Below are 18,939 nucleotides of genomic sequence, written 5' to 3' on the forward strand. Positions count from 1 at the left end.
CTTTTTCAAGCGGGTTGCAAAAGTAAATCACTTTATTTATTTTACCTAATTTAATTTTAAATTTTGCAAGAAAAACTTTCGTTTTAAACGATTGATTCTGAATTAATTAAGAGTTATATTTTAATGAACTGTTCCGATTTTTATTCGGATTGCAAAGGTATAAGCTTTTGCATTATGAGCCAACTTTATTTGCAATTATTTGAAATTAAATTTCTCAAAAAAACTGCTGTTAAAATGACCATTTTGAAAAGAACTTTTCGCCTTTTTTATTTGCGGACGGCAAAGATAACAGGTAATGGATTACTATCAAACTTTTTTAAGAAAATAAAAGTAAAAAATAAGCCTGCGGGCGTGAAAGGCTTTATTCTATTGAGTTTAACAGGCCTATCTATTTTGGACATCGCCGGGGATATTTAGCCGGTATTATTAAAAGTCATTAATTACACATAACCGGAGAATAAATAGTCATTGAAATGCTCTACCACGAAAGACACTAATTCAACATAAGGGGCAGGAAAAGCAATATCAAATTTGGAATTTATAACGCACCGCTAAAAGAAAAAGTCCCTGGGGCGGCACCGAAAAATCTGCCTTTGTACAATCTTTGCTTTCTATAATACCTCGAAATTCATCAATCGAAATTTTTCCAGTGCCCGCTTTTAACATGGTACCTACCAATCCCCGAACCATACCTCTTAAAAAGCGGTTAGCTTCTACATTGTATACAGCCAGGTTGTTAGTAATGCTCCACCCACTTTTAATGATTTTGCAATTAAAGGTTTTTACCTGGGTATTTCTTTTTGAGAAAGAAGTGAAATCTGTATAATCGTTTATTACGCCGGCTGCCTCCTGCAATTTATCAATTTCCAATTTATAGGGATAATAATATGCCCGGTCAGCTACAAACGGATCTTTGGTCTGATATACATTATACTGGTATTCCCTGCTGACTGCATCAAAGCGGCTGTGTGCCGTGGGCGAAACTTCAACTATTCTTTTTACTACAATATCATCCGGCAAAATTGAGTTCAGGTTATAGATAATTTCGTTCAATGCCGTTTGTTCAGGTAATCCCGCAGCATCAAAGTGAAAATAGTTGCTCAATGCATGCACGCCCGCATCTGTACGGGAAGAGCAGGTTAAACTTATTTCTTCTCTGAAAAAAATTTTGATTGCTTTTCCAATCTCAGCCTGAACAGAATTGGCATTCTGCTGTATCTGAAAGCCGGAGTAGCGTGTGCCCTTATAGGCAACCTCTATAAAATAGCGTAACATCAGTGGGATTTGTTGTGAAAGCAATCATCAATGCCGGATCATCACTTTAAAGCGATTTATATAATATCCGTCAGTTAACTGACTTTCGAGCGTTGTAAAATTTTGAGAATCTGATACAAAGGGATAAGCTGCATCAAAAAAACTATACCGGTGTTCATCTTTTAAAAATAAAGTGCTTAAGTTCTTTACCTGCTCAGTAGTAAAGCATTTGGATTTAAATGCTTTTTTCGCTGAGATAATCATCATTTCCTCATTATGAGCAGCAGCCATTTTTTTTCGCAGCTTTAAAAAATCTTCATCAGAGGCAAATTCTTTACAATCGGAATTAATGATGGCTACCTTATTAGATGTATTTTGCTGAACAACAGAATCAGGTTTGCGTTCCTTTGCTGGCCTGCCCCGATCAGGTATAGTCACTTCAATAAATTTATTTTCCTTGTCTTTCTCTTCCACGGAAGTTACCGCTTCTTTTTTTAGCTCTTTCTTTTCTTCCATGAGAGGAACCACTTCTTTCTTAAACTCCGTTTTTAATAAGTCCTTTTTTTCTGGTTCAACCGGTTTTGTCTCTGCAATAGTTTTTGCAAAGGATGAATCAGGCACAATTTTGTCTTCAGCAATAAAAACACTGATAGTATCTGTTCTTCCATCTGCTATATCAAGATATATTCCCTCCGAACCCAGGCTTGTTCTGCTGCTCAGTTTTTTAATAATAATATTTTTGCTTTCCACCGGTTTTTCAATTGGACTGATTTCCACATTATTACCCTCTAACGGAGCAGGTTTTACAACCTCTGTTATTTTGTCTTTTACAGGCTCAGCAATAGCTACCGGAGCCACTTTCGGCTGATCAGGCAATATTTTTTTAACTTCTTCTTTTACCGGTTCCCTTTGCCTGATTGTGGGGTCATTTACAACTTCGGACAACATATTGGAGAATGCGTCTGTTTTCACTTCCGTAAGTGTATCGGCCTTTTTAACGGCTTTTGTATTCGAAGCCATCCATACATTTAATGATTGAAGATCAAAAAATCCCCAGCCTTTATCACCAAAATTCTTTAGTAAATACCCCTGGTCATTGTCATCAACTTTACACTGTATTGATTGTTCAGGCCATTCGTTTTGCGGAAAACCAATCACTAAATCATAACCGCCTGCCTTCAATTTAGAAAGTATTAGATAACCTGAAGCCGATGAGCTGTAAATTTTTTTATCAAGCTTTACATAAAAAGGTTGTTTAGCATCTGCCTGGATATAAATAAAGTGATTTTGCTGTGCTTGTACTTTAAAGGAAATTACCAGGCAGATAATAAAAAGAAACCTTTGTATATACTTCATGCTTTGTTATGCTTTACCTACAAAACTACTTATTATTATTTTCACCATTTGCCAATTTGTAAAAATTCAATTTGAGTTAACAACATGAAAGCTATTTTTACAACTTACAAAAATTATGTTATGAAGCATTTGTTGATTTTTATTGTTTTATTTTTAAGTGTTTATACGCCCCAAGCCCAGGAAAAGGAAGCAGCTTCCGCTGATATATACCGGCAGGCCTATCCCAAAACCAGTGAACTGGTTCATACCAAACTGCAGGTAAAGTTTGATTTTTCCAAAGCATGGATGTACGGAAAAGCTTGGCTAACGCTGCAACCTCATTTTTACGCTACCGATACATTGACCCTGGACGCAAAAGGAATGGATATTAAAGAAGTAGCAATTGCTAAAGGAAATGTTACAACTGCATTAAAATACAGCTATGACAATGCACAGTTATTTGTCAAACTGGATAAAGTCTATTCAGCAAAAGAAAAGTATACCATTTACGTCAGCTATGTATCCAAACCCAACGATTTGAAGGCGACCGGAAGCGCAGCTATCACAGATGCCAAGGGTTTGTATTTTATAAATCCCACAGGAGCAGATAAAGACAAACCAACACAGATATGGACGCAGGGCGAAACAGAAGCCAACAGCGTTTGGATGCCTACCATTGATAAGCCAAATCAAAAAAGCACGGAAGAAATATACATGACCGTGCCGGCTAAATATGTAACACTCAGTAATGGTCTGCTCATCAATCAGCAAAAAAATGCGGATGGTACAAGAACAGACTACTGGAAAATGGATTTGCCGCATGCCCCCTATTTATTTTTTATGGGGGTGGGCGATTTTGCCATAGTAAAAGACCAGTACAAAAAAATGGAAGTGAATTATTATGTAGAAAAAAAATATGAACCGGTAGCAAAAAAAATATTTGGACATACACCTGACATGATTGGCTTTTATGAAAAAATATTGGGTGTACCCTATCAATGGCCGAAATACAGCCAGATTGTAGGTCGGGATTATGTTAGCGGCGCCATGGAAAATACCACCGCTACGCTACACCAGGAAAGTGCTTATCAAAACGCACGGCAGTTAACCGACGGCAACGCCTGGGAAGAAACCATTGCGCATGAATTGTTCCATCACTGGTTTGGTGATTTGGTAACGGCAGAGAGCTGGAGCAACCTTACAGTCAATGAGAGTTTTGCCAACTACAGCGAATACCTTTGGACCGAACATGAATATGGTAAAGACTTTGCCGATGCACATAATTTTGAAGATATGCAGGGCTATCTGCAAAGCGGCAGTGAGCAAAAACAACTGGTTCGCTTTTACTATGCAGACAAAGAAGATATGTTTGATGCGGTGAGCTATAACAAAGGCGGACGCATCCTGCACATGCTGCGCAATTATGTAGGAGATGATGCCTTCTTTAAATCATTGAATAATTACTTAACTACCAATAAATTTAAAACAGGCGAAGCTGACCAGTTAAGGCTGGCTTTTGAGGATGTTACCGGTGAAGATTTAAACTGGTTCTGGAATCAATGGTACTATGGTAGCGGACATCCCAAATTAAAAATAGATTACGTTTATGATGATGCACATGGAAATTTACAGGTAATCATTCTGCAGACTCAGGCAGACAAAATATTTCGTTTACCCATCAACATTGATATTTATAACGGCTCAAATAAAAGTAAACATACAGTATGGCTCCAAAATAGTACAGACACTTTTACATTTAGTTACAGTCAACATCCTGATTTAGTTAATGTAGACGCTGCGAAGGCAACACTGTGCGAAAAAACAGATAATAAAACAACCGAAAATTTTGTTTACCAGTTTACCCACGCACCCAATTACCTGGACAGAAAAGAAGCACTCGATTATTTTGCGGCTAAAGGATTGAAAGAACTTGCTATAGGATTAAATGATCCTTTTGCCAGACTAAGAAAGCAGACGATTGAAAGTTTAATGGAATCTAAATTTGCTACCGATGAATCGATCATTAAACGCGTTGAAGAAATCGCTGCCAGTGAAAACGATAAAAAAACAAAAGCGGCTGCATTGACATTTTTAGGTGCCACCGGGTACAGCAAGTATCAAACTTTATTTTTGAAAAATGCAGATGATTCATCCTATAGTGTTGCTGGTGCAGCACTCTCCGGACTTACAGTTTTGGATCCGGCGAACGGGTATAGTTTAGCCAAAAAATATGCTGCAGATGCAAAAGGAGCATTGGGTGAAGCTGTATTAAGCGGTTTGATAACACAAGGGAATGAAGCCGATTATGATGTGATAAGCAACTTATTCAATCAAACTTCTTTTGGCCAGGAAAAAGTAGGAATGGCATTTGGCATAGTAAAATATCTTGCCAGAGTAACTGACATCAGCAAAATTAAAAAGAGTATTGATGCAGTTATGGCGGTTAGAAAAAGCATTCCTGCACAATACAGGAATATGAGCGATCCTGCATTTAAGCAAGCCTTCGATGCGCTGGGAAAGGCTAAGGGAAAAGAAATTGACACATACATTAAAGAAAGTCTGAGTCAATAAGCATTGGTTAAAATATAAAAATCCCAACCGTAAAAAGTTGGGATTTTTTATAAAGCCTATTTTGAAATTACCAGCTACCGCTTGATCCGCCGCCGCCAAAACTTCCACCACCGAAGCCACCAAAACCACCGCCACCTGAGCCTCCGCCTCCACCTCCGCCAAAACCACCGCCACCTCTGCCTCCACCACTGAGCAGGTCACCGATAATGAAAGGCATTACGCCCCCCCTGCTCATGTAAGACCCGCCGCCACCGCGACCACCGGAACTGATTGCAAGAAATACAATGATTATGATAACAATAAAAATGATTTTACCAATTCCAGATGATTGACCACGCTTGTTATAATCTTTCGGTGCTTTAAATTCGCCTTTGGTTGCTTCAATGATAGCATCCGTGCCCTGGTTAATACCCGCATAATAATCGTTGCCCTTAAATTCAGGTACAATTATTTGTTCAATTATTTGCTGACAGGTTAAGTCTGGCAATGACTTTTCGAGCCCATAACCCGGTGAAATATTTAGTTTTCTATCCCCGATAGAAACCAATAATATTACACCGTTGTTACTTTTTTTATTTCCCACGCCCCATTTTCTTCCAAGTTCAATGGCAACATCTGCTATATCTTTTCCTTCAACAGTGGGCACTATTACAACTGTTACCTGGTTAGATGTTGTATCATCAAAATGGTACAATTTGCTTTCCAACGCTTCTTTTTGATCGGCCGTTAATATATTGGCATAATCGTTTACGAGCTTGGGCGGATTAGGTGGTGTACTGATTACCTTATCAATGGAAAAATTTGAACCGGTTTGGGCCACCGCCAATATTGCAACAAATACAAAAAATAATATGGAGGTAATTTTTTTCATGCTCCTGATCCGGTAAAGGAAAATATTTTTATAAGTTTTTTAATTATTTTATTTGGAAAGAATAGCACATTTATTTGCCAAATACAATCTCATCCGGCAATTCATTCTTATCAGCAGCATTATTATAAGGAAACTTTTCTTTCAGTGTTTGCCCGATGTGCAGTACACATTGCTCAATTCCATTGCTTATATTTTCTTTGGAAAACTGTGCAATCATATTTTTAACCTCTTTATCCCAATATTCGGCGCCTACCATTTTATATATACCCTCATCCGCAAATAAAGCCAGTTCCTTATCTTTTATGGCAATGTACAATAGCACCGCGTTACGGTCATCCGTCTTATCCATTTTTAATTGAAAGAAAATTTCAGAAGCCCGGTCCATGACATTTACAAAAGGGTTGCGGCTTTCTACATATACCCGAACCTCGCCACTGGTTTCCTTTTCTGCAATGCGTATAGCCTGCACGATCTGCTCATTATCCCGCACAGAAAAAAAACCTTTCGGCTTGCTGAAAATTGAAAATATACCCACGATAAATAAATTAAAATTTTATTTCTACTGCTCTCTCCGCTCCGGCATCAGACTGAAAGCCTTCCCTTGCTTCAAAGCCGAGAACACCAGCAACCAGTTTTGTCGGGAAGCTTCGTACAGAACTGTTATAATCCTGGATGGCATCGTTAAAATCCTTGCGGGCCACTTTTATTCTTCTTTCTGTTCCTTCAAGTTGTGTTTGCAAACCTTTAAAAGCAGCGGCACCCTGCAATTCGGGATATTTTTCTACGGTAATTAATAGCCGGTTGGTAGCAGCAGCCAAACCATCCTGCGCCGCCATCTGCTCTTTAAATTTATCTGCATTTACCTCACTGGAAGAAACAGTGACAGCAGTTGCTTTAGCCCTGGCTTCAGTTAATTGCTGCAGTGTAGTTTGTTCAAAGTTTGCCTGACCCTTTACCACATTAACTACATTTGGAATAAGATCAATCCTCCGCTGGTAGGCATTCTGCACTTCATTCCATTGCAATTTTACCTGCTCCTCTTTTTTTACCAACCCATTATAGGTGACTATTAAAAAGATGCCCAGAAGAATGACTATTCCACCGATGATATAACCAGAAGACCGCTTATTGTTCATGCAATGATAGCTTAAAATTTAACTTCGGGTGCCTTTTCTGCTCCCGCATCTGCTTTAAAGCCTTCTTTTTGCTTAAAGCCAAATAAGCCTCCCAAAATGTTCATCGGGAAAGAACGAACCTTTGTATTGTATACATTAATTTCTTCATTAAAATTTTTCCGGGCATTTTTAATTCCGTTTTCAATGCCTTCCAGTTCACCTTGTAATTTGGTAAAATTTTCCGTAGCCTTTAATGTTGGATACGCTTCTACTGTAGCCAGCAGCCTGCTAAGTGCGCCTGTTAACTGACCCTGTGCAGCCTGAAACTCGGCAACTTTTTCCGGGGTTAGGTTGTCTGCATTGATGTTTACACTGGTAGCCTTAGCTCTTGCCTCAACCACATCTGTAAGGGTTTTTTGTTCGAAATTTGCAGCGCCCTTTACTGTATTTACCAAGTTAGGAACGAGATCGCTCCTTTGCTGATATTCAGTCTGCACGTTGTTCCAGGCCTTCTTTACAGATTCATCTTGTTTAACCAAACCATTATAGCCATTGCAGCCTAAAAAACCAACTATAACTACAATAGCCAATACTATTATTAATCCGGGACGTTTCATTTTGCTTAATTTTTAATTTTGAGTATTTAAATATAACAATCTTTTAGTTATCATTTTTTTAGATAATAAGCTCAAAAATAGTAAAGTTATACAGAGAAAAATATTCTTTCTCTCTTTAGTTACTAAGACGTACAAAGCTTTTTAATATTTGATAAATAGTTTTGTAATTAAGCGCAGCCTTAAATTAATTGGAAAATTATTTTTTGGGAAAAGTATAGGCAAGCTTTAACTGCCAATATGCGGCAATAGCACTGTTGGCTACCACGGGAATGAAAATACTTCCATCGGGAACCAATTCAAAGCTACCGAAATGAAAGCTTGAGTAAAGGTTTAATTCAATATTACTTAATGTAAATTGACTGGTTGAAGACTGAGCACTTGCAGTTGTGGTGGTTCCTGAACCATTGCTTCCTCTACCCCTTACATGGGCATGACCTTTGGACACGGATTTTAAAAAACCTTTACTTCCTGTGTTTTGAGTAATGTAATGGACTGATTGCAGAAAAGAATAATACCCATTATTACCGCCGTTTAAAATTATGGATGGTGCAATATCATTTTCATTATTTGAGTTGGAAACAAAATTAAAATTATGGGTGACTCCGGCCGCTAAATTAAAAACCGCCTGGGTGATATTATTTTCATCCTGTCCAAAACCAGCATTTGCAATAAACACAGGTGCCAGCCATGCTTTTTTATACGATACATAAGCATACAGCTCATTACTAATTGGGGTGTAAGGTATATGTGTATTATTGGAAAAGAAGAAGTGAGTATAACTAAAATTAAGATTCACAGGCCTATCGTAGGACTCATAAAAAGCAGTGGCCGTATTCATATAAACAACTTGCTTACCTCCCGATGATAATGTATTAAGTGCATAATCTAACCCGAGTCCGCTCTTATGCATTATGCGAACAAAAGGAGCCAGGGTGAATGCACTTTGTAATGCAGTATCAGTTCCATTAATTGAATAGTTCGCAGTAGTGCTTGTGGATACACCAGTCTGAATAAAAACCGATTTAGATTTTTCCTGGGCAAGGCTTTGGAGAGTGCTGAATAAAATCAGCATAGCAGTCAGATTTTTCATAGTATGATATTGTACTTTATTACAGGTAAAAATACCGTGAAAAAAAGAAGGGTATCGTTAACTACTTGTTACTGGTTAACGATACCCTTATTCAAACATTGTTTAATTACTCTTTTATAGCCGCAATTCCCGGTAGTACTTTTCCTTCAAAGTATTCCAGCATGGCGCCACCACCGGTACTTACATAACTTACTTTATCTGCAAGGTGAAACTGGTTCACTGCTGAAACACTGTCGCCGCCGCCTACCAGGCTAAACGCACCTTTTGAGGTTGCATCGGCTACAGATAAAGCAATGGCTTTTGTTCCACCCTGGAATTTTTCCATTTCAAAAACGCCCATGGGGCCGTTCCATAAAATGGTTTTTGAATTGCGGATAACTTCACTAAAAATGCCAATTGCTTTCAGACCGATATCCAATCCCATCCAGCCATCGGGTATCTGGTCACTCGGGCAATTTTTTGTGTTGGCATCAGCTGCAAACTTATCAGCAATGATAGAATCTTCTGGAAGATGTATGCTCACATTTTTTTGTTTTGCTTTTTCCAAAATGTCAAGTGCGGTTTGTAAACGATCATCTTCACATAAAGAACCTCCAATTTTTCCACCCCTTGCTTTTAAAAATGTGTAGGCCATGCCACCACCAATAATAATGTCAGTAGCCCTTTGCAACAAGTTTTCGATAATTAAAATTTTATCTGAAACCTTTGCTCCGCCTATGATTGCAGTAAATGGCTTTTCTGCTTCATGCAATACTTTTTCCGCACTCTTCACTTCGCTTTCCATCAGTAAGCCAAACATTTTTTTATCTGCCGCAAAGAACTGTGCAATTACAGCTGTAGAGGCATGTGCTCTGTGTGCTGTGCCAAATGCGTCGTTGACATATACATCGCCCAGCTTGCTTAATTTTTCTGCGAAGTCTTTATCGCCTTTTTCTTCCTCTTTATAAAAACGAAGATTTTCCAGCAACAATACTTCACCCGCTCTTAATGTTGAAGCAGTGATACTGGCTTGCTCGCCAATGCAGTCGTCTGCAAAAAATACTTTGGTTATGTTGCCGCCGTCCGGATTTAATAATTCGTGCAGGTGCTTTACCAAATGCTTCAGGGAATATTTGTCTGTGGGGCCGTCCTTGGGGCGGCCAAAATGGCTCATCAAAATAGCGCTGCCGCCATCAGCCAGTATTTTTTTTATAGTTGGTATCGTGGCTGACATCCTTGTGTCGTCGGTGATGTTGAACTTGTCATCGAGCGGAACGTTAAAGTCAACCCGTACCAGGGCTTTGTGACCTGCGAAGTTAAAATCTGAAAATGTACTCATGGTGCCTGTCTCCGCAACAGGCGGAGAACTTAATTTTAAAGGTTATTAAAATAAGCAAGGCTTTCAAAATAAATTTGAAAGCCTTGCTTTAATAGTATAAACAAAGAACTACCTGATGCATCAGCAAATGTATGCCGATGCAAATTGAAGACGTTCCAGGTTGGTATGCGGTATAAGTGAGTGACACAACGATGTTGCCATGAAAAACAACTGCTTGTCAAACACTCAAAAATATTACTTGATTAAACCTGCAAAATGATGAACCGTACGTACCAGCTGAGATACATAGCTCATTTCGTTATCGTACCAACTAACTGTTTTTACCAATTGCTTGTCGCCAACGGTGATCACTTTTGTTTGGGTTGCGTCAAATAAAGATCCGAAAGTAGTACCGATAATGTCAGAACTTACAATCTCATCTACATTGTAACCAAAACTTTCGTTGCTGGCTTCTTTCATAGCTGCGTTTATTTCTTCGGCAGTTACCGATTTGTTCAGCACACTTGTAAGTTCAGTTAAAGAACCGGTAATAACGGGTACCCTTTGCGCACTTCCGTCTAATTTACCTTTCAATTCAGGCAAAACGAGGCCAATTGCTTTTGCAGCACCAGTACTGTTGGGAACGATATTGGCAGCAGCAGCTCTTGCCCTGCGCAAATCACCTTTTGGATGTGGTGCATCCAGTGTGTTCTGGTCATTGGTGTAAGCGTGAATCGTAGTCATGATAGCTGTTGCGATACCGAATTTATCATTCAACACTTTTGCCATTGGTGCTAAACAGTTGGTAGTGCAACTTGCACAGCTGATGATAGTTTCAGAACCATCAAGTATGCTATGGTTAACATTAAAAACAACTGTTTTTAAATCACCTGTAGCTGGTGCAGAAATAACTACTCTTTTGGCGCCTGCTGTAAGATGTGCTTCTGCTTTTGCCTTATCTGTGAAAAATCCTGTGCTTTCAATTACCACGTCAACACCGTGACTTCCCCATGGAATTTGCGCCGGATCTTTTTGTGCGTAAATCTTTACTTCATGACCATTTACTATAATTGAATTTTCTGTTGAGGTAACTTCCTGGTTAAAGCGGCCTTGCGCACTATCGTATTTTAATAAGTGCGCCAATACTGCCGGACTAGTTAAATCATTGATAGCAACGACATCAATGCCCTGCATGTTATAAATTTGACGAAACACCAAACGGCCGATACGACCGAATCCGTTGATGGCAACTTTTACTGTACTCATAATAAAAAGTGATTTTTTGATTTTTTAGAAACGTTGCAAAGGTACGAAGGATTACAGGAAAATAATGCTGAATTTTAAAGGATTTGCGGCATATAGTAAAATTATTTTAACCAAATTTTACCGGCAATAAGTTAGATTGTGCAATTGCACCATTACTGCCGGTTAATTTGCAGTAAACATCTTCTCATCCACTGCCACATTGGTTTCTATTTTAGAAAAAGTAATTTCCCCTCTGGCTATGGTATTTGTAAACGGAAAAATATAACCGTTTTCGTTCACCTTATAATTAGCATAAGTATTCACAACTTCTTCTTCGCCCGGTATGTTTTGAACAGCAACGGACTTAACTATAAAATAGGTTTTACTGTCAATAAAATAAGTAATTACCCGCCCGGATTTTAGCGTTGCTTTTATTTTATAACAATCTGTATTTTCAACAGTTTCTTTGCCCTGCAATTCAAGCTGGTTTCCCTTTTCCTTATAATTAAATAAAGCCCCCTGCAAATCGAGCATACCGGAACCGGTTTTTACTTCTTCGTCTTTCATTGCCTCAGGGGATGACTGTCCCATAAAAGGCATATAAGTCCAGCCAGCAGCAGGCGTATAAACCTGGTAACCGCTCATGCCCATTGCTACGATATCGTTTCTTTGTCCGGCCATATTCAGCTTGGTAATGACCAATGCAACGTCCGTACCGCTCACATTTAAAGCGCCCTCCATCCTTACTGATTTCAAGGAAGACAGTTTTTCTTTACCTCCCAAAGCATCTACGTATTTATTTACAATTTCGTCAATGGTTTGGGCATGGATGGTTTGTGCACTTACAACTGCTGCGATGGTTAAAAGGCCAAGTTTGATTTTTTTCATGTTTTAGTTTAATTATGATTGTATAGGTGGTTTTACAATAAAAGGTTCAAAAGGTTGATTGATCAATATTTTTTCAAATTGAATTTCGCAATGGCTATTTTCATTACTTCCTTTCTTTGATACGTGTATTGAATGAGCAATCTGAATTCCATCAACTGGTTTGTAATTGTAGTAGGTGAGATAATTACCTGTATCCCCAGACGAAACAGCCTCTTTTATAAGACAAGATTGCTGAAGCATGAAGCCTGAAGTATTTATCCAGTAATGTATTTCCTGCTGATCTTTGGTGGTCAGCTTTACGTGATAACAGCTGTTATCCCCAACTATTTCTTTGCCAATTAAAACAACCGAATAGCCTTTACCGGCATAGTTTACAAGGTATTGGGAAATGTCCGGAGTTGTTTGCATTTCAGTCATTAAATTATCAATTTGCATCGTACCTTTTAAGGTATTTTCCCAAGTAAGGCCTTCATCATTTGCAGTCTGCCATTGCATATTAAAGCCGGAAGGATTTAATTCATCCCGCTGTTTAGTAATTTGTAAACGAATTGCAATTCCAGTAAAGGTCATCTCCCCTTTCATACACATTTCCCTGATATCCTCCATTTTGTTAAGACCACCTTTAGCACGGATATGCTTTTCAATTATTTCATCAATAGTTTGTCCACCGGCAAATTGTATGGCCACCAGCAAAAAAACAAATATGCCAAACAAAACCAGGTTCATCATGATGCTAATTTATACCAAAGCTGAAAGATATTATAAATATGAGAGGTGTTGTATTAAATAACGATGAAATTGGCTTCATCTTGCAGGGATTAAAAGTAACCGGTTATGCTTACTTTTAATGCTTAAAAAGTCGGGGCTTCAACTAAAAATATTTGTATGCAATTTTCAATACAAGGCAATGTGGTAAATATTTTTGATAGGGTCATCTTTTATGGTGAAGTGACTGTAGAAGACGGAAAGATCAGTGCCATTTCAAAAATTTCAGCTGCTAAGGAGGATGCCGGTTTTATTTTACCCGGCTTTGTTGATAGTCATGTGCACATAGAAAGTTCCATGCTGGTACCCAGTGAATTTGCCCGTATGGCGGTGGTGCATGGTACTGTTGCCACGGTAAGTGATCCCCACGAAATTGCCAATGTTTGCGGGATGGCAGGTGTAGAATTTATGATTGAGAATGGAAAAACAGTGCCCTTTAAATTTAATTTTGGAGCGCCCAGTTGTGTACCTGCCACTATTTTTGAAACTGCAGGTGCAGCTTTAAATTCCGCTGATGTAGAGTCGCTGCTTCAAAAAGACGATGTTAAATACCTGAGCGAAATGATGAATTTCCCAGGCGTATTAAATGGCGATGAAGAAGTAATGAAAAAAATTGCGGCTGCAAAAAAATACAACAAACCTGTTGATGGGCACGCCCCCGGCCTTAGGGGAGAAGCCGCTAAAATTTACATTGCCGCGGGCATTACTACCGATCACGAATGTTTTACCGCTGAAGAAGCATTGGATAAGTTACAGTACGGTATGCAAATTTTAATCAGGGAAGGAAGTGCGGCCAAAAATTTTGAAGCCCTTGTTGACCTACTCAGAGATCATGCTTCCAGAATGATGTTTTGCAGCGATGACAAACATCCTGATAGCTTGGACGAAGGGCATATTAACCTGTTGTGCGAAAGAGCCGTTGCAAAGGGAATTGATGTTTTTAATGTTTTACAGGCGGCGTGCATAAACCCGGTGCTGCATTATAAACTAAATGTAGGGTTATTAAGAGAAGGTGATGCTGCTGATTTTATTGTTGCTGAAGATCTCAGTCATTTTAAAATTAAGCAAACTTACATTGATGGGTTATTGGTTGCTTCAGATGGCGTATCGTTAATTACCGCACACACCTCCGGCTTAATCAACCAGTTTGATTGTGTAGAAAAAAAGATTGCTGATTTTACAATGGCAGATACCGGCTCGAAAGAAATTTTTGTAATTGAAGCCATGGAAGGACAACTGATAACAAATAAACTCAGCATGCAACCCTCCGTCGCAAATGGAGCAATAGTGAGCAATGTGGCCAACGATATTTTAAAAATCGTAGTGGTAAACCGTTACAAAAATGCGCCGGTTGCCAAATCTTTTGTAAAGAATTTTGGTTTAAAGCAGGGAGCCATTGCTTCCAGCGTGGCACACGATAGCCATAATATTATTGCTGTTGGTGTTGATGATGAAAGTATGTGCCGCGCCGTAAATATGGTGATTAAAGAAAAAGGGGGCATAAGCGCTGTATCAGACAATGGGCCAGATATGGTATTGGGTTTGCCTGTGGCCGGATTAATGAGCAACGAAGATGGTTATACTGTAGCAGCCAGATACACAGCAATTGATAAAATGGTAAAGGAAAAATTGGGTTCAACATTGGCAGCACCTTTTATGACCTTATCATTTATGGCGCTGCTGGTAATTCCTCATTTAAAATTAAGCGACCTTGGTTTATTTGATGGCGACCAGTTTGCTTTTATTGATTAATTTTTGCGCTTACTATTTTAATCGCCACGCTGTCCGTGCCTTTGGGTGCAAAATATTTTGTTTTGAAATCCACAGATTTACCAGGCGCAATTACATCGTATATCGTTTCGTTGTCTTTTTCAAGCAACGTACCGGTCTTGCTGAAAAAGGATAATTCCAGCTGTACATCCTTATAGCTGCATACCTTCGCACTGTTATCAATATTTCCTTTTATAACGGTTTGTCCAAGCAGGTTATGTTTATCGTGGCTGTACACTTTTAAAAAAGTTATTGGATTTTTCTTTTCTTTTTCCTGTAAAGTTTCTGTTGCTTTTTTGTAATTCTCTTTATCTGATGCAGTTTCTGTAGTGCCATTGCTGCATGCCATCAGAAGAAGGACAACCAATAACAACCCCGGTATCGTTTTCATGTTGAAAATTTTACAAATAAAACAAAAATTTGTGAAAGGCCGAAGGCTGAAACCTGGTGTTAAGCCTTGCTCATCCAAAGTGCGCCGCCAATGCTATTTTGTGACGCCCCTGTTACTGACGCCAGCACATTAATTTCTTCACGCCATCGCAATACACCTATTAACGCCATAATCAATGCCTCCTTGTATTTCACCAGTTGCTCATCCGGCACAACAACGGCTATTGATTTTTCTTTCAATAAATCACTGATTCTATCTTTCAAAAAAGTATTGAATGCTCCTCCACCTGTTAGCAGCAGTTTCTTATCCCTCCGTCCTGCTTCATCCCCAATGGCTGCTTTAACCTGTGCGGCAATATGCTGGGTATAAGTTCTCAAGGCATCTTCCACGGTTAGTGAGGCATCTTCGATTAATTGATATACCGTATCAGTTCCAAAACTATTGGCCAGGGATTTCGGTGCAGGTTGCCGGTAATAATCCAATTGATTTAACTGCTCCAATAACTGTTCATTTAATTTCCCCGATGCAGCAATTTTTCCAGCATCATCATACAATAAACCTTTTTTTGCCGCCAGCATATTTAAAACCCTGTTGGCAGCACAAATATCGAAAGCTACATGCTTACCATCAGCATTGATTGAAATGTTGGCAATACCTCCAATGTTTAAAAAGTAGTCATATTCTGCCAGCAGCAATTTTTCGCCAATGGGTACAATGGGTGCTCCCTGTCCGCCGAGAGCCACATCCATACTGCGCAAATCACTTACGACAGGTAAGCAGGTCTCTGCGGCAATGGCAGCTCCATCGCCAATTTGTGCTGTCATTTTTTGACCGGGTAAGTGAAATGTAGTATGCCCGTGCGACGCCACAAGGTTTACGCGGTGATGCAAATTATTGTTATCAATGAACTTATTAATTGCCTGACCGATGTAATGGCCATAGGCTGTATGAAGTAATAAATAATCTGCTGCAGAAAGGCTCGTTGCATTGGCTAACTTTTCTTTCCATTCGGTTTCATACGCCAAACAATCTGCCACCAAAATCTGGTAACTCCATTTTCCCCCGGTTTCTGTCAACTCTGTAAAAGCAATATCCAATCCATCCAGCGAGCTGCCGCTCATTATACCGATTGCCCTGTAAATCATAATTTTTTGAAATTTTAATTCCTACTTTTACAACGTGGGTTGATGGTGCAATTTCAAATTTCAAATTCAAAGTTTCAAAATAATATTCATGGTAGTTAATTTAAGTCAGCAACATTCACTGGTGAGTAATTGGGTAAGCGAATTAAGAGATGTAGAGACTCAAAATGACAGGATGCGCTTTCGTAAAAACCTGGAACGTATTGGAGAAGTAGCAGCCTATGAAATAAGTAAAACGCTGGCATGGGAAGAAAAAGAAATTACAACTCCGCTAGGTATTGCCAATTGCAAGGTGCTGCAAACTCAGCCGGTGCTGGCTACCATTTTACGGGCCGGACTTGGCATGCACAACGGACTGTTGAATTATTTTGATAAAGGGGAAAACGCTTTTATAAGCGCCTACCGCAAACACAATCCTGATGGGGGCTTTGAAATAAGCATTGAATACATCAGCTGCCCTGAGTTGGATGACAAAGTGCTAATCATCAGCGATCCGATGATTGCCACAGGTGCCTCTTTAGTAAAGGCCATACAATACCTGAAACAAGAAGGCGTTATTAAGGAAATTCATATTGTTTGTGCGATAGCATGCACCGTCGGTATTGAATTTGTTTTAAGGGAGCAGCCAAAAGCAACGATCTGGTGTGGTGACATAGATGACGAGATAACCGGTAAAGGCTATATTGTGCCTGGGTTGGGCGATGCCGGAGACCTGGCATTCGGACAAAAAATGCAGTTTTAAAGGGCTGGACTTTTTTTCTTTATTGCTCATTTCGTCCATAAAATCCCAGGGTTTTACATATCGTCTGAGCCAGGAAAAATGGTTTTTATGATTGAATAAACTTTTACAGGCCCATTGCAGCTATTTACTGCAAAAGCTTATCTTTAATATCCTGAAGCAAAATTCAAAATGAGAAAATTAGTTTTTTTAGCCTGTACACTATTATTTGCTGTGTTTGTTAGAGCACAGGATCCGCATTTTTCACAATTTTTCTCTTCACCACTTACCTTAAACCCTGCTTTTACAGGAAAGTTTGACGGACAATGGCGTTTAGCCGCTAACCACAGGGATCAATGGCCATCTATCCCCAAAGCTTATGTTACTACCAGTGCTTCCCTGGATTTTAGCATTCTTAAAAATAAAGTTCCGCAAGGGGATGTTTTCGGAATTGGCATTTCCGGATTAAGTGATCAAAGTGCTGATGCTGCACTTAAATTGAATTACGGATCTCTTTCAATGAGTTATCATAAAGCACTGGATGAGGATGGCTATAACACAATCGGTGCTGGTTTTCAGGCTACCTATACAAGTGCCATTCTTGATTTTTCGAAACTTACTTTTGAAGATCAGCTGACACAAAACGGCTTTACAGGCACTACCGCAGAAACCTTGAATAATGGCAGCAATCAAAATTATTTTGATGTAAACGCAGGTTTGTTATATTCGGGTTCAAGCAATGGTATTAATAACTATTACCTTGGGGCATCTATATACCATATTAACAAACCCAGCTTAAGTTTTATCGACAAAACATGGAACCTCTCCAGCAGATTAACCGTTCATGGTGGTGGTTCATTTCCGGTAGCTGATAATTTATCAGTATTTACATCCGCTATTTTTCAATTGCAAAACAAGGCTACGGAAACTGTTGTAGGGGGAGCTTTGTCTGCCGACGTTAACAGTGATGATGTAAACCCAACGAGTGTTTACCTGGGTACCTGGTATCGTTTTGGGGACGCTCTTATCCCATACATTGGTATCGAAATTAACGGCCTGCGTATCGGGGCAAGTTATGATGTAAATACGAGCAGTCTTAAAGCCGCTACTGCCAGCAGGGGAGGATCAGAATTTTCATTGATATACATTAAAAAAGAAGCTTCTAAAAACAAGGGTATCCCTTGCCCTAAATTTTAATTCGTTCCGATTGTAAGCCTACTTAACCGGCTTACCGCTTACAAATTTATTTCCCTTTATATAAAAGCGATAAGGTAATAAAGCATCATCCCCGGCATAGTCTACGCCTATTCGCTGGCTTATGCCAATATGCTCATTTTTTAGAGCATATCCATCAGATGCGATATAAATGGCATCTCCCGAAAGATCGCCTCCCGAATGAATTTTAGCAATCCCCAGCGCTTTAGCCATATTACCAGGCCCCTTCGTCAAAGTAGTATCCAACACTTTTTTACCCGTTCTGGCAAGCATAATATCTGTACCTGACAGTGGCTCAGCAGCCCTTATTAAAATTGCATGCGGTACTTCGCTGACGTTGGTTACTACATTAAACATCTGGTGCATTCCATAACAGATGTATACATAACTTATTCCGCCGGTTAAATACATTACTTCATTGCGTGCCGTACGTTTTCCCTGCCATGCATGCGATGCTTTATCAGTCACACCTGCATAGGCTTCCGTTTCAACAATCCTTGCACTGGTAAAGCCATCATCAAAATCGGTGACAATAATTTTACCCAACAAATCACGGGCTATCGCTAATACATTTTTACGTTTATAAAAATCAATGCCTAATTTCTTCAAGTTATCTGTACTTTTAAACACAAATTTATACAATCCAGCATCTTGT

General features: G+C 39.2%; 18 protein-coding genes. 4 read left to right on the plus strand and 14 right to left on the minus strand.

What is annotated here, in order from left to right:
- Positions 1 to 525: 525 nt before the first annotated feature.
- Both truA and QWZ08_RS24290 read right to left on the minus strand, forming a co-directional pair.
- Positions 526 to 1,275, minus strand: coding sequence for a tRNA pseudouridine(38-40) synthase TruA (gene truA, locus QWZ08_RS24285; protein WP_290340213.1), 750 nt, complete (start codon positions 1,273 to 1,275; stop codon positions 526 to 528).
- 27 nt (positions 1,276 to 1,302) lie between these two features.
- A complete protein-coding gene (locus tag QWZ08_RS24290) occupies positions 1,303 to 2,610 on the minus strand; it encodes a DUF4476 domain-containing protein (protein ID WP_290340214.1) in 1,308 nt (435 codons plus the stop codon).
- Between the two features lie 120 nt (positions 2,611 to 2,730).
- On the opposite strand from QWZ08_RS24290, the gene QWZ08_RS24295 reads away from it, so the two are divergent.
- Complete coding sequence (locus QWZ08_RS24295; RefSeq protein ID WP_290340215.1) at positions 2,731 to 5,160, plus strand: M1 family metallopeptidase; 2,430 nt, start codon at positions 2,731 to 2,733, stop codon at positions 5,158 to 5,160.
- A gap of 67 nt (positions 5,161 to 5,227) precedes the next feature.
- Here the strand turns inward: QWZ08_RS24295 and QWZ08_RS24300 are convergent, their stop codons facing one another.
- The 9 genes from QWZ08_RS24300 to QWZ08_RS24340 form a co-directional block, all read right to left on the minus strand.
- Positions 5,228 to 6,031 (minus strand): TPM domain-containing protein, encoded by an 804-nt coding sequence (locus tag QWZ08_RS24300; protein WP_290340216.1) that lies wholly within the window; start codon positions 6,029 to 6,031, stop codon positions 5,228 to 5,230.
- A gap of 70 nt (positions 6,032 to 6,101) precedes the next feature.
- Complete coding sequence (locus QWZ08_RS24305) at positions 6,102 to 6,566, minus strand: TPM domain-containing protein (protein WP_290340217.1); 465 nt, start codon at positions 6,564 to 6,566, stop codon at positions 6,102 to 6,104.
- A gap of 10 nt (positions 6,567 to 6,576) precedes the next feature.
- On the minus strand, positions 6,577 to 7,167 hold the full coding sequence (locus QWZ08_RS24310) for a LemA family protein (RefSeq protein WP_290340218.1): 591 nt from the start codon (positions 7,165 to 7,167) through the stop codon (positions 6,577 to 6,579).
- An 11-nt stretch (positions 7,168 to 7,178) separates the two neighbouring features.
- Positions 7,179 to 7,763: a LemA family protein gene (locus tag QWZ08_RS24315; protein WP_290340219.1), complete on the minus strand. Its 585-nt coding sequence runs from the start codon at positions 7,761 to 7,763 to the stop codon at positions 7,179 to 7,181.
- Between the two features lie 196 nt (positions 7,764 to 7,959).
- Positions 7,960 to 8,835, minus strand: a complete 876-nt coding sequence (locus tag QWZ08_RS24320) for a hypothetical protein (protein WP_290340220.1) — start codon at positions 8,833 to 8,835, stop codon at positions 7,960 to 7,962.
- Between the two features lie 124 nt (positions 8,836 to 8,959).
- Positions 8,960 to 10,171: a phosphoglycerate kinase gene (locus QWZ08_RS24325; RefSeq protein WP_290340221.1), complete on the minus strand. Its 1,212-nt coding sequence runs from the start codon at positions 10,169 to 10,171 to the stop codon at positions 8,960 to 8,962.
- Positions 10,172 to 10,405: 234 nt separating this feature from the next.
- Positions 10,406 to 11,416, minus strand: a complete 1,011-nt coding sequence (gap, locus tag QWZ08_RS24330) for a type I glyceraldehyde-3-phosphate dehydrogenase (RefSeq protein ID WP_290340222.1) — start codon at positions 11,414 to 11,416, stop codon at positions 10,406 to 10,408.
- A 162-nt stretch (positions 11,417 to 11,578) separates the two neighbouring features.
- Positions 11,579 to 12,283, minus strand: a complete 705-nt coding sequence (locus tag QWZ08_RS24335) for a LolA-like protein (protein ID WP_290340223.1) — start codon at positions 12,281 to 12,283, stop codon at positions 11,579 to 11,581.
- Between the two features lie 12 nt (positions 12,284 to 12,295).
- Positions 12,296 to 13,012, minus strand: coding sequence for a LolA-like protein (locus QWZ08_RS24340; protein WP_290340224.1), 717 nt, complete (start codon positions 13,010 to 13,012; stop codon positions 12,296 to 12,298).
- 156 nt (positions 13,013 to 13,168) lie between these two features.
- Here QWZ08_RS24340 and ade point away from each other — a divergent pair, with 156 nt between their 5' ends.
- A complete protein-coding gene (gene ade, locus QWZ08_RS24345; RefSeq protein WP_290340225.1) occupies positions 13,169 to 14,800 on the plus strand; it encodes an adenine deaminase in 1,632 nt (543 codons plus the stop codon).
- Here the strand turns inward: ade and QWZ08_RS24350 are convergent.
- A complete protein-coding gene (locus tag QWZ08_RS24350) occupies positions 14,790 to 15,209 on the minus strand; it encodes a hypothetical protein (RefSeq protein ID WP_290340226.1) in 420 nt (139 codons plus the stop codon). The genes ade and QWZ08_RS24350 overlap by 11 nt on opposite strands.
- A 59-nt stretch (positions 15,210 to 15,268) precedes the next feature.
- On the minus strand, positions 15,269 to 16,354 hold the full coding sequence (locus tag QWZ08_RS24355; RefSeq protein WP_290340227.1) for an anhydro-N-acetylmuramic acid kinase: 1,086 nt from the start codon (positions 16,352 to 16,354) through the stop codon (positions 15,269 to 15,271).
- A gap of 88 nt (positions 16,355 to 16,442) precedes the next feature.
- Between QWZ08_RS24355 and upp the strand changes: the two genes are divergently transcribed.
- Both upp and QWZ08_RS24365 read left to right on the plus strand, forming a co-directional pair.
- Positions 16,443 to 17,093 carry a uracil phosphoribosyltransferase gene (upp, locus tag QWZ08_RS24360; protein ID WP_290340228.1) on the plus strand — a complete coding sequence of 217 codons (651 nt, stop codon included), beginning with the start codon at positions 16,443 to 16,445 and terminating at the stop codon, positions 17,091 to 17,093.
- A gap of 168 nt (positions 17,094 to 17,261) precedes the next feature.
- A complete protein-coding gene (locus QWZ08_RS24365; protein WP_290340229.1) occupies positions 17,262 to 18,266 on the plus strand; it encodes a PorP/SprF family type IX secretion system membrane protein in 1,005 nt (334 codons plus the stop codon).
- 18 nt (positions 18,267 to 18,284) lie between these two features.
- Here the strand turns inward: QWZ08_RS24365 and QWZ08_RS24370 are convergent, their stop codons facing one another.
- Positions 18,285 to 18,893 (minus strand): DNA-3-methyladenine glycosylase, encoded by a 609-nt coding sequence (locus QWZ08_RS24370; RefSeq protein ID WP_290340230.1) that lies wholly within the window; start codon positions 18,891 to 18,893, stop codon positions 18,285 to 18,287.
- Between the last annotated feature and the right edge of the window lie 46 nt (positions 18,894 to 18,939).

Source organism: Ferruginibacter paludis, assembly GCF_030409685.1.
Lineage (GTDB): Bacteria > Bacteroidota > Bacteroidia > Chitinophagales > Chitinophagaceae > Ferruginibacter > Ferruginibacter paludis.